General features: G+C 50.3%; 19 protein-coding genes and 1 other RNA gene. 13 read left to right on the top strand and 7 right to left on the bottom strand.

Going from position 1 to position 23,344, the window contains the following annotated elements:
* Positions 1 to 92: 92 nt before the first annotated feature.
* Positions 93 to 1,271 carry a DegT/DnrJ/EryC1/StrS family aminotransferase gene (locus ABEB26_RS21605; protein ID WP_345724157.1) on the bottom strand — a complete coding sequence of 393 codons (1,179 nt, stop codon included), beginning with the start codon at positions 1,269 to 1,271 and terminating at the stop codon, positions 93 to 95.
* Positions 1,272 to 1,387: 116 nt separating this feature from the next.
* On the opposite strand from ABEB26_RS21605, the gene ABEB26_RS21600 reads away from it, so the two are divergent.
* Complete coding sequence (locus ABEB26_RS21600) at positions 1,388 to 1,933, top strand: NUDIX hydrolase (RefSeq protein WP_345724156.1); 546 nt, start codon at positions 1,388 to 1,390, stop codon at positions 1,931 to 1,933.
* Here the strand turns inward: ABEB26_RS21600 and ABEB26_RS21595 are convergent.
* Positions 1,873 to 2,172, bottom strand: a complete 300-nt coding sequence (locus ABEB26_RS21595; RefSeq protein WP_345724155.1) for a hypothetical protein — start codon at positions 2,170 to 2,172, stop codon at positions 1,873 to 1,875. The two genes, ABEB26_RS21600 and ABEB26_RS21595, sit on opposite strands and share 61 nt — an antisense overlap.
* A gap of 501 nt (positions 2,173 to 2,673) precedes the next feature.
* Here ABEB26_RS21595 and ssrA point away from each other — a divergent pair.
* Positions 2,674 to 3,032, top strand: a transfer-messenger RNA (tmRNA) gene (gene ssrA / locus ABEB26_RS21590).
* Positions 3,033 to 3,075: 43 nt separating this feature from the next.
* Here ssrA and ABEB26_RS21585 read toward each other — a convergent pair.
* The 3 genes from ABEB26_RS21585 to ABEB26_RS21575 all read right to left on the bottom strand — a co-directional run bounded on the left by ABEB26_RS21585 (position 3,076) and on the right by ABEB26_RS21575 (position 6,191).
* Entirely contained in the window at positions 3,076 to 4,848 is a 1,773-nt protein-coding gene (locus ABEB26_RS21585) for a serine/threonine protein kinase (RefSeq protein ID WP_345724154.1), read from the bottom strand.
* Between the two features lie 65 nt (positions 4,849 to 4,913).
* Complete coding sequence (gene hisN, locus ABEB26_RS21580; RefSeq protein ID WP_345724153.1) at positions 4,914 to 5,690, bottom strand: histidinol-phosphatase; 777 nt, start codon at positions 5,688 to 5,690, stop codon at positions 4,914 to 4,916.
* A gap of 27 nt (positions 5,691 to 5,717) precedes the next feature.
* Entirely contained in the window at positions 5,718 to 6,191 is a 474-nt protein-coding gene (locus ABEB26_RS21575; protein WP_345724152.1) for a MarR family winged helix-turn-helix transcriptional regulator, read from the bottom strand.
* Positions 6,192 to 6,376: 185 nt separating this feature from the next.
* On the opposite strand from ABEB26_RS21575, the gene ABEB26_RS21570 reads away from it, so the two are divergent.
* The 11 genes from ABEB26_RS21570 (at position 6,377) to ABEB26_RS21520 (ending at position 20,211) form a co-directional block, all read left to right on the top strand.
* Positions 6,377 to 10,222: an efflux RND transporter permease subunit gene (locus tag ABEB26_RS21570; RefSeq protein ID WP_345724151.1), complete on the top strand. Its 3,846-nt coding sequence runs from the start codon at positions 6,377 to 6,379 to the stop codon at positions 10,220 to 10,222.
* A 75-nt stretch (positions 10,223 to 10,297) separates the two neighbouring features.
* Positions 10,298 to 10,756 carry a GNAT family N-acetyltransferase gene (locus tag ABEB26_RS21565; RefSeq protein WP_345724150.1) on the top strand — a complete coding sequence of 153 codons (459 nt, stop codon included), beginning with the start codon at positions 10,298 to 10,300 and terminating at the stop codon, positions 10,754 to 10,756.
* A gap of 94 nt (positions 10,757 to 10,850) precedes the next feature.
* On the top strand, positions 10,851 to 11,009 hold the full coding sequence (locus ABEB26_RS21560; protein WP_287044932.1) for a hypothetical protein: 159 nt from the start codon (positions 10,851 to 10,853) through the stop codon (positions 11,007 to 11,009).
* 185 nt (positions 11,010 to 11,194) lie between these two features.
* Entirely contained in the window at positions 11,195 to 12,136 is a 942-nt protein-coding gene (gene mvk / locus ABEB26_RS21555; RefSeq protein WP_345724149.1) for a mevalonate kinase, read from the top strand.
* Between the two features lie 10 nt (positions 12,137 to 12,146).
* Positions 12,147 to 13,352, top strand: a complete 1,206-nt coding sequence (locus ABEB26_RS21550) for a glycosyltransferase family 2 protein (RefSeq protein WP_345724148.1) — start codon at positions 12,147 to 12,149, stop codon at positions 13,350 to 13,352.
* Positions 13,353 to 13,471: 119 nt separating this feature from the next.
* Entirely contained in the window at positions 13,472 to 13,933 is a 462-nt protein-coding gene (locus ABEB26_RS21545) for an NUDIX hydrolase (protein WP_345724147.1), read from the top strand.
* Between the two features lie 8 nt (positions 13,934 to 13,941).
* Entirely contained in the window at positions 13,942 to 15,606 is a 1,665-nt protein-coding gene (locus tag ABEB26_RS21540; protein ID WP_345724146.1) for a protein kinase domain-containing protein, read from the top strand.
* A gap of 9 nt (positions 15,607 to 15,615) precedes the next feature.
* Positions 15,616 to 16,137, top strand: coding sequence for an NUDIX hydrolase (locus ABEB26_RS21535; RefSeq protein ID WP_345724145.1), 522 nt, complete (start codon positions 15,616 to 15,618; stop codon positions 16,135 to 16,137).
* A 72-nt stretch (positions 16,138 to 16,209) separates the two neighbouring features.
* The gene (locus tag ABEB26_RS21530; RefSeq protein ID WP_345724144.1) at positions 16,210 to 16,497 is read left to right on the top strand and encodes a hypothetical protein; all 288 of its coding nucleotides are present in this window, start codon (positions 16,210 to 16,212) and stop codon (positions 16,495 to 16,497) included.
* Positions 16,498 to 16,589: 92 nt separating this feature from the next.
* The gene (locus ABEB26_RS21525) at positions 16,590 to 18,527 is read left to right on the top strand and encodes a histidine kinase N-terminal 7TM domain-containing protein (RefSeq protein ID WP_345724143.1); all 1,938 of its coding nucleotides are present in this window, start codon (positions 16,590 to 16,592) and stop codon (positions 18,525 to 18,527) included.
* Between the two features lie 25 nt (positions 18,528 to 18,552).
* Positions 18,553 to 20,211 carry a response regulator gene (locus ABEB26_RS21520; RefSeq protein ID WP_345724142.1) on the top strand — a complete coding sequence of 553 codons (1,659 nt, stop codon included), beginning with the start codon at positions 18,553 to 18,555 and terminating at the stop codon, positions 20,209 to 20,211.
* A gap of 54 nt (positions 20,212 to 20,265) precedes the next feature.
* Here ABEB26_RS21520 and ABEB26_RS21515 read toward each other — a convergent pair whose 3' ends face one another.
* Together ABEB26_RS21515 and ABEB26_RS21510 are read right to left on the bottom strand one after the other, a co-directional pair.
* Positions 20,266 to 20,817 carry a hypothetical protein gene (locus ABEB26_RS21515; protein WP_345724141.1) on the bottom strand — a complete coding sequence of 184 codons (552 nt, stop codon included), beginning with the start codon at positions 20,815 to 20,817 and terminating at the stop codon, positions 20,266 to 20,268.
* Between the two features lie 17 nt (positions 20,818 to 20,834).
* The gene (locus ABEB26_RS21510; RefSeq protein ID WP_345724140.1) at positions 20,835 to 22,916 is read right to left on the bottom strand and encodes a S8 family serine peptidase; all 2,082 of its coding nucleotides are present in this window, start codon (positions 22,914 to 22,916) and stop codon (positions 20,835 to 20,837) included.
* Between the last annotated feature and the right edge of the window lie 428 nt (positions 22,917 to 23,344).

The following is a 23,344-nucleotide window of genomic DNA, read 5'->3' as shown; positions in this document are numbered from 1 at the left end:
GGTGAGGGCATGCATTGACAACCCAATGAACCATTACAGCTATAGCCTCTGGGGCAAAGAAACAATTGCAACTCGCGGAATATTCCGATAGTCTATAGCCTTGCTGCTAACTCCTCACCAAACAGCTGAATCCGTTTGATCGCCGCGCAAACGGTTTCGATTGTGCTGAACTCCATTTCAGAGTGGATCGGCAAGCTCAAACTCGATTGTGCTAACCAGTCGGTTTTAGGTAAGCTGCCCTCGGCGGGCGCAAATTGGGCATAGGCAGCATGGCGATGAACTGGCGGATCGTAATAAGCACGACTATCAATGCCCTCAGCCGCTAAGGCTTTGCTCAGCAAATCGCGACTGATGCCAAATTCGCTGGCTTCGATCGTGATTGAATAATCTTTGTAAGAGCAACGATCGTTTGGGCGCACTTTTTGGAAATCAATCCCAGGCGTGGCAAACAAGGCCGCCCAATAAAGCGCAGCGTATTGGCTGCGTTGGCGAGCGGCTTGCTCCAATTGCTCAAGGCTGTAGCGCCCCATAATCGCGTTATATTCGGCCATACGAGCATTCAAGCCAGCCCAATCGCTGCCATACTTGCCATCGTTGCCATATTCGCGGCCTGTGCGAATTTTGTGGGCTAGCTCGTCATTATTGGTGGCAACAATGCCGCCTTCGCCAGCAATCAAGAGCTTGGTTGGGCTAAGGCTGAAACATTCGGCAGTGCCAAATCCACCGACAGGCCGCCCATCGTATTGCGCCCCAAACCCATGAGCCGCATCAAAAATCAAGGGAATTCCAGCATCAGTGGCGATTGCTTCGAGTTCAGCGATTGCGGCTGGATTGCCAAAATTGTGCACTGCTACAATCGCCTGCACTTCGGGCGTTAATGCAGCCCGCACTGCATCCAAATCGATATTGGTGGTCGTGGGGTCAATTTCCACAAAGCGCGGGGTTGCCCCAGCCCAAATCAAGGCACTGACGGTGGCCATAAAGGTAAAACTGGGCACGATGACTGGCCCGTTTAAGCCCAAAGCGCGATAGACTAAAGCCAAGCCGGTGGTGCAGCTTGAAACCGCGATCGCATGCGCCACGCCTAAATGGGTGGCGACCGCTTGTTCAAATGCGGCTAAATGCTGGCCCTTGGTGACCATGCCGCTGATTAAAGTTTGCTCAACATCGGCGGCTAAGGTGGCAAATTCTGGTAAAACTGGACGAACTAAGCGAATTGGCGACGTTGCCAAAGGCGTGCCGCCGAGGATTGCAGGACGTAAATCAGCCATAAACTACACTCATTAATAGGTATGATTAACCTCAGGATAGCATAGGCTGGCAAATGCTGGCTATCCCCTTTGTGTGTTGGGCAACGATTAGTGCTTTCGCAATGGGAGGGTATTCGATGAAGTTTTTTGTGCGGGTGGCAGCAATTATTGTGCGCGATCAACAGGTATTGGTACATCGCTCTGAGCAACAAGGCATCAGCTATTGCGCCCTACCTGGTGGTCACCTCGAAGTAGGTGAGACGACTGAACAGTGTTTAATTCGTGAGTTTGTCGAGGAGTTTGGGGTGACAATTCAAATCGAGCGGCTGGTCTATATTGCTGAAGGCATGTTTATGGCGGGGCGCAAAAAGCCCAAGCCCAAACACGAAATCGTATTTTACTACCGAGCGCACTTGCAAGATCCCATGGTTGTGGTGCGCTCTCGCGAGGAACCAACGATTTATGCCGATTGGCTAGCCTTAGATAGCGATTTAGCCGAGTTGTATCCCCAATGGTTGCGACCACTATTGCCCAGCGATTATCAGCACGATTGGCGGGCATGCCCACGCCAAATTATTGCCAATGAATTGATTGAGCCAGCATATACCAGCGTGCGTCAACTTTATTCGGGCGATGGCAATTCAAAATCATCATCATTGGCTGGCGGCGACGATAACTCATAGCGCACAACCATGGCCAAACGATCGATATCGCTGATCAGCACTTCTTGCTGGCCACGAGCTTCGCTGACCAACAGGCCACTATCGCCAACCTTAATATCATAGAGCGCTTGCGATTGTAAAACTACCAACCGATGATTACCTGCGGAGATTAGCACTGGCACTTTAGTTTTGTTGACCATCAAATCGCCATCAAGCAAAACCCGTGCCGTATTAGGAGGAGGAGCATCTACTATTGTCATAACCGAAATCCTCATTGAGTAATTGAGACGCATCATACCATAAAGCTTTTTGGGCCTCGCAGGCTTGTATCCAAGTATCCATCAGACGGATCAACGGCTTTGGTTGTTCCCAAAGCCCTAAATGCTTCGAGTTTGCTCTAATCGAGGCCAGCAAGGCATTTTAAAGATTCCATCAAAAGTCCGAGGGTTGCTCAGTCGGCATGCTTAGTGGCCTGCAATTCCAACAAACGTCTTATGGATGGTTTCTATTGAATTCACCTCCCTTCCGTCCCTCCGCTGGAGGGAGACACAGGGGGTTTTCATCCCCCTGTACCCCCAAATATGTATTCAGTGGATTGTTATTGTAATTTTTTGAACTCAAGCCTTATTTTGTTCGCTAACCTCTGACCCCTGACCCCTAGCCCCTGATCCCTAGCCATCGCAATTCCAACAAAAGTCTTATGAAGATTTAGGGTGAGTATGCTATAATGCAAAGACCTCGAACGCAGAGGCCTAACTCCTGGGGATGCTTGGTTTCGACAGGGAGGGCCAATCGTAAGTGGCAAGCCGAGACGCTGAGCCTCGTTAAATCGGCAACGCCATTAACTGGCAAAAACACTTTCCGCGCTCCTGTAGCGCTTGCTGCCTAATTAAGGCAACACGTCTCTACTAGCCTCAGCCCGATGGGCTTGTAGCGGCGACACTTAGTCGGGTCGCTCCCCTAGTTATGTCTGTGGGCTAGGGGCTAAGATTAACAGGCTGGTCGTGGCCCGCTTTGTCTATCGGGTGGTGCTCCGATAAGATTTAATCAATAGACTACGCTTGTAGATGCTTGCGGTTTAACTTTTTGGACGCGGGTTCGATTCCCGCCATCTCCACCAAATCGACTCAGATCCAGCCAATTCGTTGGCTGGATTTGGTGTTTTAAAAGTGTTTAAAAAAGTAGTGATAGACCGCATTACACGCTAAACTACCACCTAAAGCATAGAAAAAGGCGGTTAATGTAAATGGATTAAACGCACCAAAAATGTAGATCGCGTAAATGCTACCAGCCAGTAATGCTCCGCCAATACTCAATAACATATGCAGCACAACATCGGTTTTGTATTCGCTAAACATGAGTGTCCAAATAATTCCAATCAACGAACCAATTGCTGCTTCAATCAATAAGGTGTTGTTGGGATGATAGGCCACTGCCAACATAATGCTTAGCATACCTGCGCCACCACCTAAACCTGCGATCAATGGCCAGACATCGCCTGTATCGGGCTTTGGTAGGTAGCCTTGGGCTAGCTGGATTTTTAGTTTGCGCCGTTGCGGTTTTTCATCGCCTGCGCGAATTTCAAAACTGACACTGGCAGTTTGGCCAGGTCGTGGGTTGCGATCAAGATCAATCCCGAGTTGAAATTGTTGGGGTTGCTCAGGTACAACGTATAATTCTGGTGGCCCTACCTGTAGCCACCCTGGGGCATCAATTGCTTTGATATGGGCCGCGCGATTGCGAACAGTAACAGTTAACGGTGTAGCGCTCATTCCATCAAGTGGTAACATCACGGTGTTATATTCAAATTTGACTTCCGCCACTAACAAATTGGGCGCTAAGCTGCCAACTAGAAAATCGAGCACCCGCTCTGGGCGTTCGTTTTGCACCAACATCCGATGAGTTTTTATGGCCAATTCAGTTTGTTGATGCTGGCGCAACCATGTGTTCAGATCACCATTGACTAAGGCATGCAAGCCATAGCCCCAATCGGCCTGAATTGCCTGAGCAAGGTCGTAACCAGTGTATGGAGTTACTCCACTAGGAAATTTAAATGGCTGAACCAAGGTTGGCTCAAGCGTTTCTTCAAGCAAATCACGGAAAATTGTCGCATTTGGCCGTTGATTTAAATCCTCATGTAGCGCCCGACCAAGCACTTGTTGCAGCCGCGACGAAAGGCTCGTGAGTTTGGGAAATTGTAGTGGGTGCTCACAGGGATTATCATCGGTCAATAGATGATAAATCGTTGCGGCCAAGTTATAAATATCGCTCGCCGGATAGCGCTGATTGCGATATTGCTCTGGTGCGGCATAGCCAGGTGTGCCGTAGGTTTGGCCCACGCCACTGGTTGCCGCAGCCCCAAAATCGACCAAAAAAAGCTCATTGCTATCACGATCGCGAATCAAATTGGCGGGCTTGATATCGCCATGAACCAGCGCGGGCTTGAGGGCATGCAAATATTCTAAAATTTTGCAGATCACAATCGCATCACGCAACACTTGCTCAAGAGGGCGTGACTTGCCCGCCATAAACGTACCATCAATCAGCCGATGGCTTAGACCATGCTCCAAATCACGTCCTGCCACATATTCCATCACAATTGTGGCAACCCCTGCTTCCTCAAAATAGGCAAAAACTTGGGGAATTTGGGGATGGCGCAGGCGGGTTAATAATTCGGCCTCAGTCGCAAACATCCGCCGCGATTCATTGCCGCCCTGCAAGAGCGTGCGTTTCAAAATACACTTACGGTCAAAGGTGCGCGTATCTTCGGCTAGGTAGATTTGGCCAGTGCCGCCCTCACGCAACGGCTGAATCACCCGATATTGGTTCATCACCAACGCACCAGCTACCAACAGTTGGGGTAGTGGTGCGCTGCATTGATCACAGGTACGTTGATGAGCATTGGTGGTGGCCGCGCCACAAGCAGGACATTGCATAGGATGATCTCAATTAAAGGCTTTTAACTATGATACACGTCTACGCAAGCCAGCCTAAAAGGTGGCTAAATTTTGCGTTGCTCAGTGGCTAGAATTGCCAGCACTTCTTGATGCAATGCCGCGTTAGTCGCCATTCCATCAGCACCCCAAATTGTAGCCTCGCCTGCCCAAGTAGTGAAATGACCACCAGCCTCGCGCAAAATTGGCAGCATCGGCGCACAATCCCACGGGTTCATGGCTGGATCAAGCATAATTTCGGCGCGACCAGTTGCTACCAGCACATAGCCATAGCAATCGCCCCAGGTCCGTTGGAGTTTGGTTTTGGCGACCAGTTGCTCATAGCCATCAGAGCGCTTCATGGCCGAAGTGACCGAGGTAGTCAGCAAGGTAGCCTCAGCCAGATTATCAACCTTACTGACATGGGCGGGTCGGCCATTCCAGCTACAACCTAAGCCATTGGCAGCCGCCAACATTTCATCGAAGGCTGGCAAATAGACCGCACCAACACTAGGCTCCCCCTTGATTTCTAGCCCAATCAGCACGCCATAAAACGGCACACCATGAATAAAGGTTTTGGTGCCATCAATCGGGTCGATAATCCAGCGATAATCGGCATCGCCCTTTTGCTCGCCGTGCTCCTCGCCAATAATCGTATGGCTTGGAAAATAGCGCCCAATATAGTCGCGAATAATCGTTTCGGCCTCGCGATCGGCACGGGTGACGGGAGTGGAATCGCCTTTGGTTTCAACTTGAACATCAGCTCCAAAATAAGCCAGGGTTCGGCGACCACCTAAATAAGCCGCTTCGGTCGCAACATCCAACAGTTCACGCAAACTTGGCATGGCTTGAATCCTTCCATGGCAACACAATTAGCGTGGGCCATGGTAGTTGGCTGCATCCAAACGAGCAAGTTCGTGCACAAAACGCTCAACAATGCTGGAAAGTAATTCCAATTCTTGATTATTGAATTGCTCCATCAGCTGCGACATATCGCGATAACGTTCAGCATTAATTGCTTCAATCTTTTCGCGCCCAGCATCCGTAAGCTCTACGAAGACTACTCGTCGATCTTGTTCGTCACGCTCACGCGCTACCAAATCGTTGGCGATCAAGCGATCAACAATTCCGGTTAAGGTGGCTGGAGCATGCTGGGTAATCCGGCCAAGATCGCTCATGGTGGCGCGGCCTTGGTGGGCATCGAGCGCAATCAGCAAAATTGCTTGCGAAAGGGTTAAGCCCAAGCGTTCCATGGTTTGGCTGCTTTGGCGATGTGAAAGCCATGTCAATTGACGAATCATATCGGAGATTGAGCTAAGTAGTGAACTACGATGTTCATCTTCCATAAAGTTTCCTCGTTGTGAACAATTGTGAAAAACGGAAGTACCAAGTCGTTTTAGGGCGTTTGGTCTCTTGACACGAAATTCACAAATCCTATAATATTTCGAGTGCCGAAATATTCTCGACATATATAATCGTAGCGACAAATAATCTTGCCGTCAAACATTTTCGTGCCGAAAGGAGCCACCTAGTGTTGTGGTTTACACGTCAATCGCTTAAGCGCTCGCCAATTACGATCATGATCTCAGTGGTCTTGATCATTGCGGGGCTGGTTGCTTCAGCAGGGCTGAAACGGGAACTCTTCCCGGATATTTCATTCCCCATCGTCAGCATCACCACGATCTATCCGGGGGCTTCTTCTGAAACCATGGATAGCGAAGTGACATCGGTGATCGAAAAGGCCGTTAATGGCTTGTCGGGTGTTCAAGCAGTTCAATCAACTTCATCGGAAAGTTTTGCTTTTACAATTTTGACCTTTGATGTTGATGTTGACCCTAAAGATGCCAAAGTTGAGGTTCAAGAGAAAATTAGCTCGTTGGCATTGCCTGAGAATGCTCAAAAACCCACAATTGGTACCTTCGATTTCAATTCGTTGCCAATTGTGGTTGCGAGTGTTAGCGGCGAGAACTTGAGCAATGTTCAGGCCAAGGTCGATGGCGAGTTGATTCCAGCACTGTCGGCCATTCCTGGCGTGAATAATGTGGCGGTTACTGGCGGCCAGCAAGAAAAAGTCTTGATTACGCTTGACCCTGATAAACTTAAAACCGAAAATTTGACTCAAGCCCAAGTTGTGCAATTCCTGCAAGCCAACAACATCGTCTTCCCTGTGGGTAGTGTGACCGATGAAGGCCGTTCATTGCCGTTGCGCATCACCCACAAATATAGCTCAACCAACGAAATTGAAAATGTCGTGGTTGGGATTCGCTGTTTCGATTTTGGTAGCCTCAGTGGCGGCGGTGCTGGCGGATTGGGTGGTGCAAGCAGTGGTGGCGGCTTGGCAGCCCTTGCTGGTGGCGCTCCCAAAGAAAAATCTGAACTCTGCAAAAAATACGATCAATTACTTGGTGGCACAACCGCAGTTACCACGACAACTCCTCCAACGACAACCGCACCTGTCACAACCAGTTTAATTCCAGCAGCATTTGCAGCAAATGGCATTACGTCGCCTGATCAAATTACTCCTGCATTGATTACCCAAATTCCTGACGCTGGTTTGAGCCAAATTAGCTTGCCGTTGGCCTTGGCCTTGAGCGATGAAAGCCAAGCCGCCTTGGCTCAGCGCTATCCCGAAGCCGAAGTGCCAGCCGAATTGGTAGCATTTGGCATTAGCGCACCAGACCAAATTACGCCTGCGGTGATTAGTCAATTCCCAGCAGCAGGTTTGGCACAGTTTCCAATAAACTTGGCTTTGGCCTTACCTGAAGCCAGCCAAACCGCATTGGCCACAGCTTTGGCCGCTGCGCCAGCGCCAACTACGACTACAGGTGGCTTGCCAGCCGAATTTGCCAAATTTAACATTACTTCGCCTGAGCAAATCACACCTGCGTTGATTGAACTAATTCCAGCTCAAAGTTTAGACGTATTCACGCCGGAAGTAATGGCATTGTTGCCTAAAGAAAGTCAAGATGCGATTGCTCAAAAGCTCAATAGCGACGAGGTGAGCGCTGGTTTTAGCCTTCCCGATGAATTGCTGATTCGTTTGAAGGATGTTGCCACCGTTAAAGTTGGCGCAGTTGGGAGCAGCACGGTTACTCGCACCAACGGTCAAGCCAGCTTAGGCTTAGAAATTTCCAAAGATACGACTGGCAACACGGTCGAAATCGTTGAAGCTGTTGAAGCTGAATTTGCTAAATTCAACAATGGCGATTTGAAGATTCAGATCGTCAGCGAACAAGCCACGCCAATCAACCAAGCCGTTAGTGCGGTGTTGACCGAAGGCGCAATCGGCGCAGTCGTCGCCATCGTCGTGATTTTCTTGTTCTTGCGTTCGTTGCGCACCACCTTGGTCACCGCCGTTTCAATTCCACTTTCAATTATGGTGGCTTTGATTCTGATGCGTTTGCAAGGCTTCTCGCTCAACGTAATGACCTTGGGCGGTCTGACCGTGGCGGTCGGGCGGGTGGTCGATGACTCGATTGTAGTGTTGGAAAACATCTATCGCTACCTGAATAAAGGCGCAAATCGTCGCGAAGCCGTGATCGAAGGTACTAAGGAAGTTGCTGGCGCGATTACCTCATCGACCTTGACCACTGTTTGTGTGTTCTTGCCCTTGGGCTTGGTCGGCGGGATCGTCTCGAAGTTCTTCTTGCCCTTCGCTTTGACCGTAACCTACGCTCTGTTGGCTTCGTTGATTGTGGCGATCACGATTGTGCCGCTCTTGGCATTCCTGTTTATTCGCCAAACCAAAGAAGAGCCAGAAAACACCTGGATGCAACGCGCCTATACTCCCGCCTTGTTGTGGGCTTTGCGCAACCGCGCTTGGACCTTGGTGATTGCATTCGCGCTCTTGCTGGGTAGCTTTGGCTTTGTCAACTTCTTGAAATTCACCTTCTTGCCTGATAGCAGCGAAAAGCTGATTTCAATTCAGGTCTTTACACCAGCCGGAACCGACCTTGATAGCACGGTTGCTAAAGCCGATGAAATTGAAAAATTGTTGTTGCCGCAACGCGATGCAGGCAAGGTTCGCGATATTCAAACGGTGATTGGGAGTGCTGGTGGGGCCAATGCCGCCCGCGATCAATCGGGTGGTGCTAGCGCTCCCAACAGTGCTCGCTTTAGTTTGACGATCAACAACGACAATGTGACTGACCCAACTGCCTTTGCCAAAGAGCTTGAAGCCCAAATCAAAGGCGTTGCAGGCTTAGATTCAGTTGCTGCCGAGGTTATTTCGCAAGGTGGCGGCCCAGGCAATGCCGGGCTTGATATCACCTTGGTTAGCTCGGATATCAACAAGCTGCGCGAAGCCAACGATAAAATTATGGCAGCCATTGGTGGTAACAACGCCAGCGATCGCTTCGATATTGCCAATGTCAAGAGTGGCTTGGCCGAAGTTCAGCCTGAACTTGAAGTCGCAGTTGATCCCAAGAAGGCAATCGGTAGCGGCACAAGCACGGCCCAAATTGCCTTGCAAATTCGCGCTTTGTTAACTGGCGAAAATGCTGGGACAGTCCAATTGGCTGGCGCTGATAAGCCTTTGGATATGTATGTGCAGGTTGATCCTGCGGCCTTGGATGCTGAGAAATTGAGCGCCTTGGAAGTTGGTCTCATCAATACCGTGCCTCTGTCATCAGTTGCGACGATTAGCGAAGTACCAGGCGCTAGCAGCATCGTGCGAATTAATGGCGACCGTGCCACTTCGATCTCTGGTCAATTTACTAGCGACGATACCTTCTCGACCCAAGCTGCGGTTGAGGCCGAAATTCGCGATAACATTGGTTTACCCGAAGGCGTGATCATCCAAGCTGGGGCGCAAGCTCAATCCCAAACCGACACCTTTAATGATATGTTCCTCGCCTTGGGCGTGGCAGTTATCTTGGTATATTTGGTGATGGTGCTCTCGTTTGGCTCGTTGATGAACCCGTTGATCATTCTCTTTTCGTTGCCATTGGCAATTATTGGGGTCTTGACTTCATTGTTCATCACTGGTAAGCCACTTGGTATCACCACAATGATTGGGGTCTTGCTGCTGATCGGGATTGTGGTGACCAATGCAATTGTGTTGATCGAGTTGGTTGAACAATATCGTGAAGCTGGCAAACCAGTCTACGAATCGTTGGTGCAAGCAGCTCGGGTACGGCTCCGCCCAATTTTGATGACCGCGATTGCCACCATGGTTGCCTTGTTGCCATTGGCGCTAGGCCTCAAAGAAGGCGGATTTATTGGCGCAGACCTTGGGATTGCAGTGATTGGGGGCTTGTTTACCTCAACCTTCTTGACCTTGTTGGTCGTGCCAGTTGTCTATAGTTTGATCGAAAGCGTCAAAACTCGTTTTGGGTTTGTTGATAAACATGGCAAGCCCGAGGCTGATGTAGCTTAGTCGCTAGCTTGTTTCTGGTTGCAACGCAGGTTACCATCACGGTAGCCTGCGTTTTTTGTAGCGAAAGGAATAAGCATGCGAGCCATGAACGAAGCCGATTTCTTACCAATTCAAGCGGTGATTGATGACTGGTGGGAGCGATCGCTGAGCAGCTTGTTGCAACGTTGGATGTGCCATTATTTTAGCGCTAGCAGTTTTGTGATTGAGCAGGATGGCAAACTCGTTGGATTTTTGATTGGGCTGATCGATCAAGCCAAAGCTGAGGCCTATATTCACATGGTTGGAGTTGCGCCCGAACTACGCCGCACCGGTTTAGCCCAGCAACTGTATGAAAAATTCTTTACACTGGCCATTAGCAATCAATGTCGTACAGTTCGCGCAATCACTGCACCTGTCAATCAACGCTCAATTGCGTTTCATCGACGGATGGGTTTTGAGCTAGAGCTGGGCGATGGCGAGGCCGAGGGTGTGCCAGTTGTGCTTAATCATGCTGGCCCAGAGCAAGCCCGCGTTTGCTTTCTCCGCCAGTTGTGAGTACTATGCGCCACATTCGTGCCCACAAACGTGGAGCTGTTGCTTGCACAGCATTGAGTTAAAGCAAGTATTGTTGTGTGTAGGAGTTATGGGTATGTCCAAGCGCATGCGGAATTGGATTATTGGCTATTCAATTTTATTTGTGGTGTTGGTTGTTGGTATGATGCTGCTTGATATTCCGTGGTATGCGGCAGTCGTGTTGACCGCAGTGGGCATGATCTATCAAACTGGGCGTTATTTGCTCTGGGATTAAATGACTGCCCTCACCCCCTAACCCCCTCTCCCGCCGAGCGAGGCGAGGGGGAACCACCGTATCTGAAGAGGTGGAATGCCCCTCGCCCGCCGCAGTGGGCGAGGGGACGGGGTGAGGGCAAGCCTTACTATTTGCAAACCATAAGCCACACAGCATATTAAGATATTCGATCTATAATATGTGCAATGAATAGTGCGCCTGGAAAACTTATTTTAGCTGGCGAACATGCCGTGGTTTATGGTCAGCCAGCTTTGGCGATGCCGATTGCCGCCTTACGTGCTAGCGTCGCCGCCGAACTAGCCCCACGCGGCGCGGGCATGACTGTGCATGCGCCAGATTTAGGCTTGGTTTGGCGTTTGCGGGCCACTGCACCGCTCAGCGATTTGGCCCAACGTACCTTAGATTATTTACAATTGCCAGAACCAGATTTACGCTTGACCATTAGTTCTAGTATTCCGATTGCTAGCGGGATGGGCAGCGGGGCAGCGGTTGGCGCAGCTTTAGTACGCGCTTTGGCCGAACAGGCAGGCCAACAACTTTCGGCGCAAGTTATTTCAGATCTGGTTTATCAGAGCGAAAAAGCCTTTCATGGTACTCCCTCAGGCATTGATAACACCGTTGTAGCCTACGAACAACCAATCTTGTTTCAACGCCAGACCCAAGGCGAACCGCTGATTGCGCCGTTAGCAGTCGGCGATCAATGGCATTTTGTGGTGGCTGATAGCGGCATTGCCAGCGAAACCAAAGCCGTGGTTGGCGATTTACGCCAGCGCTGGTTGGCTGCTCCAGAGCCATATAATCGCCAATTTGTGGCGGTTGGCAATTTGGTACGCCAGATTCAAGTGGCCTTAGCAGGCAATGATGCCGAACTATTTGGCCACTTGCTGAGCCAAAATCACCAACTACTGCAAATGCTGGGCGTTTCAGCCGAAAAACTTGATTATTTGGTGCAAACGGCTTTGGCGGCTGGGGCGTGGGGAGCCAAAATGTCGGGGGCTGGCTGGGGTGGAATTATGCTAGCACTGGTTCCGGCTGAACGTGCCAGCCATGTTCAACAACAACTGCAAGCGGCTGGCGCTGTGCAAACCTGGCAAACCAGCCTGCTACCAACGTATTCAAAGCGATGAGGTTGCTTCTGTGACGATTGATGCTGCAATTATTGTTGTGACCTACAACCACGCTCGCTATATTGGCGATTGCCTCAACTCGTTGTTGGCGCTTGATCCTGCGCCCAGCGAATTGGTGGTGGTTGACAATGCCTCGCGTGATGCAACGGCCAAGATCGTCAAACATCAATTTCCTCAAGTGCGCTTTGTGCAAACCGGAGCCAATTTGGGCTTTGCAGGCGGCTGCAACCAAGGCGCTAGATTGACCTCCGCTGAATATATTGTGTTGGCCAACCCCGATTTGATAGTGCAGCCCGACTGGCTTGAGCATCTGGTCGCGCCGTTGGAGCGTTGGCCGAGCGTTGGCGCGGTTGGCGGCAAATTATTGTATCGCGATGGCACAACAATTCAACATGCAGGCGGAGTTTTACGCTTGCCTTGGGGCTTGGGCCATCATCGAGGGGTTGGCGAGCATGATCATGGCCAATACAATGCGCTTGAAACTGTCGATTATGTAACTGGTGCAGCTTTTGCTTGTCGGCGTAGCACTTGGGATGTGCTCGATGGCCTTGATGAGCAATTTTACCCGGCCTATTACGAAGAAGTTGATTTTTGCACTCGCCTACGTCGCGCCAGCCTTGATGTACTGTACACGCCACGGGCAGTTGCAACGCATATCGAAGGCTCCAGCGTGGGCCATCGCAGCGCTGTCTATTTACAACTGTATCATTTTAATCGGCTGCGCTACCTTTTTAAATACTTCAACAATACTTGGCTGATGCGCACATGGCTGCCTGCCGAGATGGGCCATATTCGGGCTTGTGCTAGCGACGATGAAATTCAAGCCCTGAAAATTGCCTATTTGGCCTATCAATCGGCCTTTTTAAACCATGAATCACAGCCAGTTATCAGCGAACTGGATATTTTTCCTGATGAGACCGCCGATGGTGGCGAAACCGAATTACAATGGATTGAACGCCAACTTCGTGCTAAAGTGAAGGTCGAACCAGCGCCGATTCCAGCACGGCAACGGTGGTTGGGGGCGATTCGCAACGGCCTATTACGCTTGGCCACCCGTGATTTTGTTGTGCCGATTGTACAAGCGCAAAATGATGCTAATGCCGCCTTGTTAGAATCGATTCAAGCATTGAGCCGCCAACGCCGTGCAGCCGATGCGACAATCCTACTACAAGGCATGTTATTAGCCAAAAGTTTGGATCAACAACCAAAGGCCTAAATTGCCCCTCTTGATCACCACGTTATGATAGTGTTAAGCCAATGTTTACGACATTGGGTTTTATATTGCTTTGGTCTGCGACGACTATTATTCATTATTCGTTTTTAGGAGCGTCAACGATGACCAAGATCCATCCACCGAGCCATCGGGTTGCGGCATTTGCCATTATTTTTAGTTCCAATGGCGCAGTGTTGCTTTCACGACGGGCTGAGAGCGGCTGGTGGAATTTGCCAGGTGGTGGTGTTGAAGCCCACGAAAGTGTCAGCGAAGGCATTATTCGTGAGGTGCGCGAAGAAACAGGCCTAGAAGTTGCGGTAACTCGGCTGGTTGGGGTCTATTCCAAACCCCAAAAGCATGAGGTGGTGCTAACCTTCGAATGTCATGTGCTTGGCGGCGAGTTGCAAATAACTGAGGAATCATCGGAACATCAGTGGTTTGCGCCCGATCAGCTACCAACCGAGCATTTTCTGCCAAAACATCGTGAGCGGGTGCTTGATGCCTTGAGCAATCAGCCAGCAGCGATTCTCCGTGATCAACGTTCACCCTCAGTCGGCGACCATCAATCCAATCACAATCAATGAGGTGAGCAGTGGCCATTCTCGATAAGCTCCTCTCGCGCTCTGATGATGCCGATAATTTAAAGGGCGTTGAGTTTAAGGTTGGCGATATTATCGACCAACGCTATTTGGTGCGCAATGTGCGCAAAGGGTTTATGGGCTTAGTCTACATCGCCCGCGATTTGCGTTCGGAGCAAACCGTGGCGATGAAAACGTTTCAAGCCAAATTTACATGGGTCGATAGCGCAATTGCTAATTTTACCCGTGAGGCCGAAGTTTGGATGCGGCTCGGTTCGCACCCAAATATTGTCGAAGCAACCAGAATTGTGACCATCGCAGGCCGTCCGCATATCGTTATGGAGTTTGTGCCAGGGGTTTCGCTGCGCGAGATGATGCGCCGTGGCCGTTTGCGCTTCAAGCACATTGTCGATTTTGCCATCCAAATTTGTTGGGGCATGCAATATGCCTACGATCGTTGTAATTTGATTCACCGCGATCTCAAGCCCGATAATGTGATGGTTACGCCCGAAGGCATCGCCAAAGTCACCGATTTTGGCTTGGCTCAAGGTGCAAGTGTTTCAACCAAAGTCCGTTGGGGCCACGATTCGCAGCATAATGAATCCAAAATTGTGACCCACGCCAGCGATTTGTTTGGCGGCTCGCAGCCCTATATGTCGCCAGAACAACGTGCACCAGGCACGCCGCTGGGCACAACCAGCGATATTTATGCCATGGGCGTGATGCTGTATGAGATGATGATCGGCGATTTGCCCTTCAAAGCACCGACTGTGGCTGAATTGACCCATCTGCATTGTAATGTGCCACCGCCAACGCCCTCGGAAGTTCGGCCTGATTTGCGGCGCGGCTGTGATCATGTGATTTTGCGCTGTTTGGCCAAAAAAGCCAACGATCGCTATCAATCGTTCGATGAGCTAGAACACGATTTGCAATGGCTGCGCAAATATCACCTTGGCGAAGAATTAGCCCGACCAACGGTTTCAATCAGCCTCGAAACCCAAGCCGCCGATTTGAACGCCAAGGGGATTGTGCATATGTCGCTGCACGAATATAGTGCGGCGGTCAAGTGTTTTCGCCAAGCAACCGAGCTTGAAAGCGGTCGTGCAACCTATTGGCTCAATTTGGGCATGTCCCAAGTCGCTTTGTTGGCCTACAACGATGCGCTTAAAAGCTATGAGCATGCCTTGACTTTGCACCCAAGTCGCGATGAAGAAGTGCGCTTGCACTGGCTTGCTGGCGAATCGCACGAATATCTGTATCAATTGCGCGAAGCCTTGGAAGATTATGATGCAGCCTTAAACTTGGATAAAAAAGAGCGGCGGGCTTGGCTAGGTCGTGGTCGCGTCTATAGTGCCTTGGCCTTGCCCAAAGAGGCCTTTCAAGCCTACGAATACGCTTCCAAGCTCGACCCGAATGATCCGATTACCTGGCGCAGTATGGGCTATGCCTCGTTGGAATTAAACCAAGCCAAGCAAGCCTTGTACTATTTCGATCAAGCTTTGAAGGTCAACCCACGCGATGCCCAATCGTGGTGTGGCAAAGGCCAGGCCTTCCTTGATCTCAAGAAGAACAACGATGCCTTGCAAGCCTACGAAAAAGCCTATAAACTCGACGCGAATTTAGCAGAAGCCGTGATGGGCTTAGCCAAAGTGCGTGGCACTGGGGCAATACCGAGGTAGGTAAACACTATGGGGCGCGAAGATCAGGGCATTAACAACAATCTGCATCGTTGGCAGACAATTCCACGCACGCTATGTTTTGTGATCTTTGGCAGCGGAGCCGAACGCCAAGTGTTACTGTTGCGCGGCGCACCAACCAAACGCGTTTGGCCCAATCGCTTAAATGGCGTGGGCGGCCATATCGAACGCAACGAGGATTTTCTCAGCGCAACCTTGCGTGAAGTCCACGAAGAAACTGGCTTGACCGTGGCGCAACCGCGTTTGGCTGGCATTGTGCATATCGATAGCGGCGCTGATGTAGGAATTGTGATGGCGGTGTGGACTGCCGAGGCCAGCAACCAAAACATTGTGTCAAGCGTCGAAGGCGCATTAGAATGGCACTCGGCTGCGCAATTACCAACTAGCGATCTCGTTGATGATTTGGCGATTCTATTGCCCAAAGTGCTGAGCATGCAACCACATGATCCACCATTTTTCGCCCACTATTCTTACGACGAACAGAATCAACTGCGGATTGCTTGGCAAGCTTAATGCAGAACCAACTTAATTAATCGCACAGCAGGCACGGCTTACCCCGTGCTTGTTGCATGGAGGAGCATAATTATGCCACTCACACCCTATGATAACCCTAACGGTGTACCAGGCCAATTGGTTGGCTCGAAATTATTGTTAATTTTGGCGGCAATTTTAGGTTTGGCTGGGCTGCTATTGACGATTTTTGGCGATTTATGGACAGGTTTGATGCTGCTGGGCGGCGGAATAAGCTTTGGCTGTTTTAGCGTAATGCAATCAAATACGCTCACCTCAGCCCGCAACCGAAACATCCTTTTAGGCGTAGGTTTGGTGGCGGGGATTGTAGCATGGTCGGCGGCGCTCAAATTAGCCCTTTAGAATCACCTAGACGCGCCATGCTATAATTCAGGTGGCGGCACTGCTGCGGCCACATTCGCAGACTACATTCTCAATCGCTAGGAACTTTAGGTATGGTGGCGGCGTTTTCGTGGACTAATTTTTTGCTTGCAGCCAATGACCTAACGCTGGCAGCAATTGTGGTCGTAGGGTTTTCATTATTTGCCTATATTGCGCTGCACAATTGGCGCAATGGGGTAGCTCGTTCGTTTTCTTTGCTGATTGTTGGCTTGATGATTGTGCTTGGGGGCGCAATTCTCCAACGTCAAGCGCAAACCGAAGCTACTCGCCATGTGCTTTGGCGCATTCAATGGGCAGGTATTAGCCTTGTGCCTGCGGCCTATTACCATTTTGCCGAATCTCTGCTTCGTAGCACGGGTGATCCACGTATGTGGACGCGAGTGCTGTTACCTTTATTCTATACATTTAGCGTTGGCTTTTGGCTGGTCGCACTGACGAGTAACATTTTGGTGATTGATGTGCCAAGTCAGCCGTATGTTGGTTTTGGCAAAGGGCCATTGTTTTGGTTCTTCATTAGCTATTTCATCACCGTGTGTTTGCTTGGGGTTTGGTGCATTCGCCAAGCCCATCGACGCTCGATTACCCCAGCCAATCGGCGGCGCTTATGGTATTTAAGTACTTCTTTTTTAGCTCCATTTCTGGGTGTATTTCCCTATTTGATTATCGCCGCCAATACTAAGGGCGTGCCATCTTGGCTTTCGTTGATGCTACTAGGCGCAAGCACCACCGGCGTGGGAGTAATGATGACCCTCATGACCTATAGCGTGGCTTTCCATGGGGTGATTGTGCCAGATCGTTTGGTTAAGTATAATTTCTTACGTTATGTATTATATGGGCCATTCGTTGGCGTAGCCTTGATTATTTGTTTGCAATTGGTTGAGCCGATCAGTGCCGCTACAGGTTTGCCCCGGGCAACAATCACGATTTTTGGGGTGATGTTGATGACGGTGATGATGCCAATTTTTATTGGGCGAATTCGACCAACCGTCGATACCCTGATTTATCGCCAAGATAGTGATGAAGTACGCTGGATGCGACGCTTCGAGGAGCGAGCCTTCACTCGCCAAGATTTACGCCAATTGCTCGAAAATACCTTGGTGGCAGTTTGTGGCTCGTTGCGGGTTGAATCAGGCTTTGTGCTGGCTCCCAATGATGAGCATTTTACCGTCCAAGCGTCGTGTGGCCCGCGCCGCACCATCAAGCAATTTTTGAATGTTCATAATATCAACGAGCTATTGCAAAATTTGCCCCACTTGGCTTTCAGTAACGATCGTATTCCCGAAGTTGAGGATTTTAGCATTCGCGATGGCTTTTGTTTATTGCCACTGTACAATAGCCAGCAGGAATTATTGGGTGCAATTGGGATTGGTTGTCGGCCAGAACAACTGACCATCCCCACGCGCCAGTTGATTGCAACCTTGGCGCATCAAATGGAATTGGCGCTGACCCATATGCAATTGCAGCAAAATCTATTTAGCTCGTTGCGTGGGCTAGCCCCACAAAGCGCTTCGCTGTTACAATTAACCAGTGAAATCGAAACACCAGCTACCGGAATGGCCGATGCGATGGCTGATGTGGCCTTGCATCCTGAGTTTCCACAGCTGGTCAAGGATGCACTTTCACATTATTGGGGTGGCCCAAAACTGAGCGATAGCCCATTGCTCGATTTGCGCACAGTACGCCAATTGCTCGATACGCAGGGTGGCAGCCCAACGCGGGCTTTGCAAGGCGTGTTGCGCCAAGCGATCGAAAACATTCGGCCTGAAGATCAACTTGATCCAACGGCTCCCGAATGGATGATTTACAATATTTTAGAATTACGCTTTCTCAAAGGCTTACGGATACGCGAGATTATAGATAAGCTCGCAATGAGCGAATCGGATTTTTATCGAAAACAACGGGTGGCGGTGGAAGAAGTGGCCCGTCAGTTGGCGCTGATGGAAGACCAAGGCGATCGCCCTTCCGGCTCGGTTGAGCGACAACGTCCCTAAGCGCGAGGCATCTGGAGATACCTGTATGGATAGCTACGAACGCCGTTCTCGTTTTGTTCACCGCTTTGCAACACCCCTCACCACATTGAACGCGGGGTTGGCGTTGCTTGAGCGTTATTTAGCTGAAAGTAATGCCAACTCGGCCCAAATTGCTGAGGTGATGGGCTTGCTCAATCGCTCGGCTACCCGCTTGGGCAGCGCGATTGATGTGCTGCAAGAATATATGTTTGATCACCCAACCGGCATTCAGGTGATTATTCCTGACGAGGTGCTGGCCCAGCGCCCACAGCATCCAGTTCAAACGCCTACCGAAAAGCCCAATTTAGCCTTGCCCAAATATCCCCCCGATATCGACACCAGCAAACCATGCGTGTTGCTGATCGAAGATTCGCAGACCTATCGCGCGGTGGTTTCCGCTCGTTTAACCCAATCGGGCTATAACGTGGTGACCGCTCCCGATGGTATGGCTGGCTTAGATTTGGCGCGGGCTTATCAACCAGTGGCGATTATTCTCGACCTGATGTTGCCGCATCTCAATGGCGAGCAAGTGGCCTTTGTATTGGGCGAAGACCCTGAAACCAAGCATATTCCAATTATCATTTATACAGGTTTAGAGGCCAAGCAAACCGAAAAACTAGAGCTTGACCCACGCCTGCAAATTATTCGCAAAGACGAAGCCTTAGATCGTTTGCCGATCATGGTTAGCGAATTGGTGATCAAAAGTCGCAAGAAAACCATCGCCGAGCTTTTGGTGATCGAAGATGATCAAGAGATTCAGCAAGTGGTCAGCCAAGGCTTATCCAACGCTGGTTATTCGATCACGGTCACGACCAGCGGCGAAGAAGGCTTGCGCCTAGCCATGCGCCAGCCCTTCGATCTGATTATGCTCGATTTGATGTTGCCCGATATTGATGGCTGGACAGTGTTGCGCCAGTTGCGCGAACGCACTCAAACCGCTACTACGCCGTTGATGTTGGTGTCGGCACTGGGCAAGCCCGAAGAAAAAGTGCGTGGCTTTCAGCTGGGCGCAGACGATTATATTACCAAGCCCTTCGATTGGAACGAATTGCTAGCGCGAATCAGTGCTTCGCTGCGTCGCCGCGAAGTCGAAGGCAACGCCAACCCATCGACGATGCTGCCTGGTAATCGGGCGATCGAACGAGCGATTGCTGCTCGGCTTGATCGCAAGCAGCCGTTTGTGGTTGGTTACTGCGACCTTGACCACTTCAAAGCCTACAACGATCAATATGGCTTTCTCAAAGGCGATGCGATTATCCACCAAACTGCGCGGATTATCACCGGAGCGGTAGAACGGTCGGGGGCGGCTGGCGATTTTGTCGGCCACATTGGCGGCGATGATTTTGTATTTCTAGCCCATCCCGATAATGTTGTGGCGATTTGCGAATCGATTATTCGCGAGTTTGATCAGCTTGCACCATTGTATTACGACATTGAATCGCGCCAACGCGGCTTTATTCGCCAAAACGACCGCGAGGGCAATCCCAAGCAATTTCCGTTTGTGAGCATTTCGATCGGGGTAGTTTCGAGCCTCAACCACCAGATTACCCACTTTGCCGAGTTTGGCGATTTGGCCGCCGATGTCAAGAAACGCGCCAAAGCCCACAAAGGCAGCGTCTATCTGATTGAAACTGGCGACAAGGCCACGGTCAACGCCGCAGGCTAAGTTCCCTTACCCCAACCCCTCTCCCACTGCGGCGGGAGAGGGGCTTTTTTATGTTTATTCGATATATGGCTTTAACTCATAGACCTGCTGAATCCACTCGGTTTGGTGTTGATCGACAACCCGAATCGTCACTAGGCTATCGGTTGGCGGCAGCAATGCCCGATCAATTGCAATGCTGCTGATCGACATCACTGGACCTGCTTGAGTTAAGAATTGGCCTTGGCTTGGTGGATGATACTCCACGACGACGGTTAGGGTTTGTTGATCGCGTTGAACTTCGTTAATTTTGACCCAATACCCGCTATGGCCATACGCTGAAGTAAAGACGCTCAAAATAATGGTGGTCTGCATATCCACAGCTTGAATTGCTTCACGATTGACGAAAGGCTCTTTATATTTCGGGAGTTCTTCAAGCAAGCGGGTTTGCTGGCCAGTCGTTTGGGTGAAACGGAGATTTAAGACTGCCCCTGCGGGGGGATAATCATCCAAGGCTGGATGCCTATCATCAAGGTCAGCAAGCCTTGTAAATGGTAAGACTTGAACTGACTGTTGGCTGCTACATCCAGCTAGCAATATGAGTAGTAGTAGCGTGAAAATCGTTCGCATGATCGATTGCTCCATTGTTAATTAGCTTGGGCGATGGGGATAAAAAGGTTGTTGTCAATTTCGAGTAACAAGCTTTGATTATAAACAAGCGCCGCGATCCCGATCCGATGCTCGGTTTCTGGGCTGGCCACGTTGACTACATTAATCGAATAACTGCCGCTGACAGGTGCGATGAAATCAACCATCTCAAAGCTACTATTAACGCGATTTGAACTTGTCACCAGCTGGTTACTTGGACTTAGGATCGATAAATTTAAATTTGTTTCCATTCCAAAATGATAATATGCCGTTGCGCGGGCAGGCCAAGCGACTACCACCCGCACCCGTTCGCCTGCGGCGGCCCAGATTTTACCCCCAGTGGTTGTGCCTACTGGAAATTGTTCGTCAGTTAGTTCGATCGCCCCCCAACATGAAAAGTTACAACTCGTCCAATTGCTCAAACTACGACTGCTGGCAATATCGCGGGCTAAAGATCCCACAATTGCCCCTGCTCCATCGCGCAAGTCGCCTGCATTGGGCGTAATTGAGAGAGGTCCAACAAGATTATGAACCGATGAAGCCATAACGATCGCCTTCATGGCCTCGGGCCAGCTTACTAAGTCGGGCGCAACATTCAAAAGTAACCCAACTAATCCAACTACTTGCGGAGTAGCGACACTTGTGCCTGCCCACGATGCGATTTCAGTATTATTTGCCCCATCCCCGTACATTTCTAAGAGGCCTACTGCTATTACCTCAGGTTTTTCCCACGCTCCTGCTTGATTCGATGGATTCTGCCATGCGGAAACAACATGGTGGCTCCTATCTGATGAAAAAACATCGAGCATTTCATCGCCCGACCATTTGATGGTGTTCATATCCTCAAAGCCACCAACCGATAAGGCATTCCATGCTTTAGCGGGTGTGGCAACAAACCCGCCTTCATTTCCTGATGCAACCACGGCTAGTCGATGACGACTGCGGGTAAAGTAATCAACAACCCGATCTGGCCCGCCTAATTGGGAAGAACCTTCTAGGGCAAGGCTGATATTGGTAACATCTGCACCTTGTGTATCGGCCCAATGCAAGGCCTCCTCTAATTGCCCATCACCACTAATACAACTAGAGATAATCTTGGCAGATGAAGCAACTCCAAGGAGCGCACCACTGCTGGCCATCACATTGGCAACGGCTGTCGCATGCGGGTCAAAAGGATAATTCGTACATGAGGCTTGGCTGGCAACAACATCAACATATAAGGGGCGGACTTTGCCTGGTTCAATTAGTGCTAATTTCTGGCCTCCTCCATAGTTCTCATCTTGCCAGAATGCTGGAATGTATTCAGTTTGCAGAGCGCTATGAATCAATGGTGACTGGATCGCATTAATGTCTAACGGCTCGGGCTGTGGGTCAAATGAGCGCGAGGGATAGATGCGATCAATACTTGGTTGCCATTGCAAGGCTTGGAGATCGGCTTTGCGCAGCGCGGAATACAAGGTTGGTGCAACCTGCCCTTGGGTAAATTGATAGGGTTGACTCGTCAGGCTATTGAGGGTGGTGATGACCGATTGTTTATTGGCGGTTTCATCACTGAGCCAGAGCATAACAGGTACATAATCGTTGGCTTGCTTCAAGGCGAGTTCAGTGACCAAGGTTTCATCAAAATTACCATAACTGGCCCAATAGGCAGCGCGTTCTTGTTCTAAGAAGGTTGTATAGGAAATGGGCTGCTGATTGCTATCAAACCAATCAGTGCCTACATTCAATTGGGCATCCAGCGTGTGGAGAAAGATATAGGTTTGCCCACTATATTCGCCAACAATGCTGTAGGGTTGATCCAGATCTTCTGGCAGGATCGCATCGGTACTGACCGGAATAGCCGTCATCCCCTGAACTGGCTCAAGAATTGGTTCAGCCATTGGGGTTGGATAGGGGTTGAATTGGACTGGACTGGACTGGACTGGACTGGACTGGACTGGACTGGACTGGACTGGACTGGACTGGACTGGACTGGACTGGACTGGACTGGATGCCCGACTTGGTTGTTGGGGCAACAAGCCAAACAAGCCTAATCCCAATAAAGATACGAATAGTAGTTTTGGTCGAAAACGACGTTCCACAATGTGACTCCTCTAGCAGAGCGCTTCGAGCGCGACTCCTTGCCTAGTGACTCGTTGACGAGAACGAGATATATCGAGTATAGCAAGGAGCTAGAGCAGTATAGAGCAGAAATGCAGCAAGAATGTAGCAGGTTAGTTGCAAACAACAGGTGATTTTCCCCCTCTCCCGCGTGCGGGATGAGGGGGCTAGGGGGTGAGGGGAACCTAAATCTTCGCCTCGATCAACGGCAATAGGAAGTAAACCAAGAAGGCTACGGCGACGAACCACAACAATGGATGGACTTGTTTGGCCTTGCCCAAGGGGACTGTCAAGTAGATTGTGTATTTCGCCCCATTACCCCGGAAAGCGTCCGTCAAAGCGAATGGCCAATTGGTTGCGAATCCGTGCCCAGTTTGGCAGCGTGACCCATTTTGCAGTGATATCGCGA

Origin of the sequence: Herpetosiphon gulosus (genome assembly GCF_039545135.1) — a bacterium.
Classification (GTDB): Bacteria; Chloroflexota; Chloroflexia; order Chloroflexales; family Herpetosiphonaceae; genus Herpetosiphon; species Herpetosiphon gulosus.
Note: the sequence above shows the minus strand (reverse complement) of the source record. Positions and strands in the feature narration are given on the sequence as shown.

Excerpts from the sequence above, each read along its gene's own strand:
- ABEB26_RS21520 (WP_345724142.1), top strand. The coding sequence starts at position 18,553 with ATGGATAGCTACGAACGCCGTTCTCGTTTTGTTCACCGCTTTGCAACA.
- ABEB26_RS21525 (WP_345724143.1), top strand. The coding sequence starts at position 16,590 with ATGGTGGCGGCGTTTTCGTGGACTAATTTTTTGCTTGCAGCCAATGAC.
- ABEB26_RS21545 (WP_345724147.1), top strand. The coding sequence starts at position 13,472 with ATGACCAAGATCCATCCACCGAGCCATCGGGTTGCGGCATTTGCCATT.
- ABEB26_RS21515 (WP_345724141.1), bottom strand. The coding sequence starts at position 20,817 with ATGCGAACGATTTTCACGCTACTACTACTCATATTGCTAGCTGGATGT.
- ABEB26_RS21535 (WP_345724145.1), top strand. The coding sequence starts at position 15,616 with ATGGGGCGCGAAGATCAGGGCATTAACAACAATCTGCATCGTTGGCAG.
- hisN (WP_345724153.1), bottom strand. The coding sequence starts at position 5,690 with ATGCCAAGTTTGCGTGAACTGTTGGATGTTGCGACCGAAGCGGCTTAT.
- ABEB26_RS21575 (WP_345724152.1), bottom strand. The coding sequence starts at position 6,191 with ATGGAAGATGAACATCGTAGTTCACTACTTAGCTCAATCTCCGATATG.
- ABEB26_RS21530 (WP_345724144.1), top strand. The coding sequence starts at position 16,210 with ATGCCACTCACACCCTATGATAACCCTAACGGTGTACCAGGCCAATTG.
- ABEB26_RS21605 (WP_345724157.1), bottom strand. The coding sequence starts at position 1,271 with ATGGCTGATTTACGTCCTGCAATCCTCGGCGGCACGCCTTTGGCAACG.
- ABEB26_RS21600 (WP_345724156.1), top strand. The coding sequence starts at position 1,388 with ATGAAGTTTTTTGTGCGGGTGGCAGCAATTATTGTGCGCGATCAACAG.
- mvk (WP_345724149.1), top strand. The coding sequence starts at position 11,195 with ATGAATAGTGCGCCTGGAAAACTTATTTTAGCTGGCGAACATGCCGTG.
- ABEB26_RS21560 (WP_287044932.1), top strand. The coding sequence starts at position 10,851 with ATGTCCAAGCGCATGCGGAATTGGATTATTGGCTATTCAATTTTATTT.
- ABEB26_RS21585 (WP_345724154.1), bottom strand. The coding sequence starts at position 4,848 with ATGCAATGTCCTGCTTGTGGCGCGGCCACCACCAATGCTCATCAACGT.
- ABEB26_RS21565 (WP_345724150.1), top strand. The coding sequence starts at position 10,298 with ATGCGAGCCATGAACGAAGCCGATTTCTTACCAATTCAAGCGGTGATT.
- ABEB26_RS21595 (WP_345724155.1), bottom strand. The coding sequence starts at position 2,172 with ATGACAATAGTAGATGCTCCTCCTCCTAATACGGCACGGGTTTTGCTT.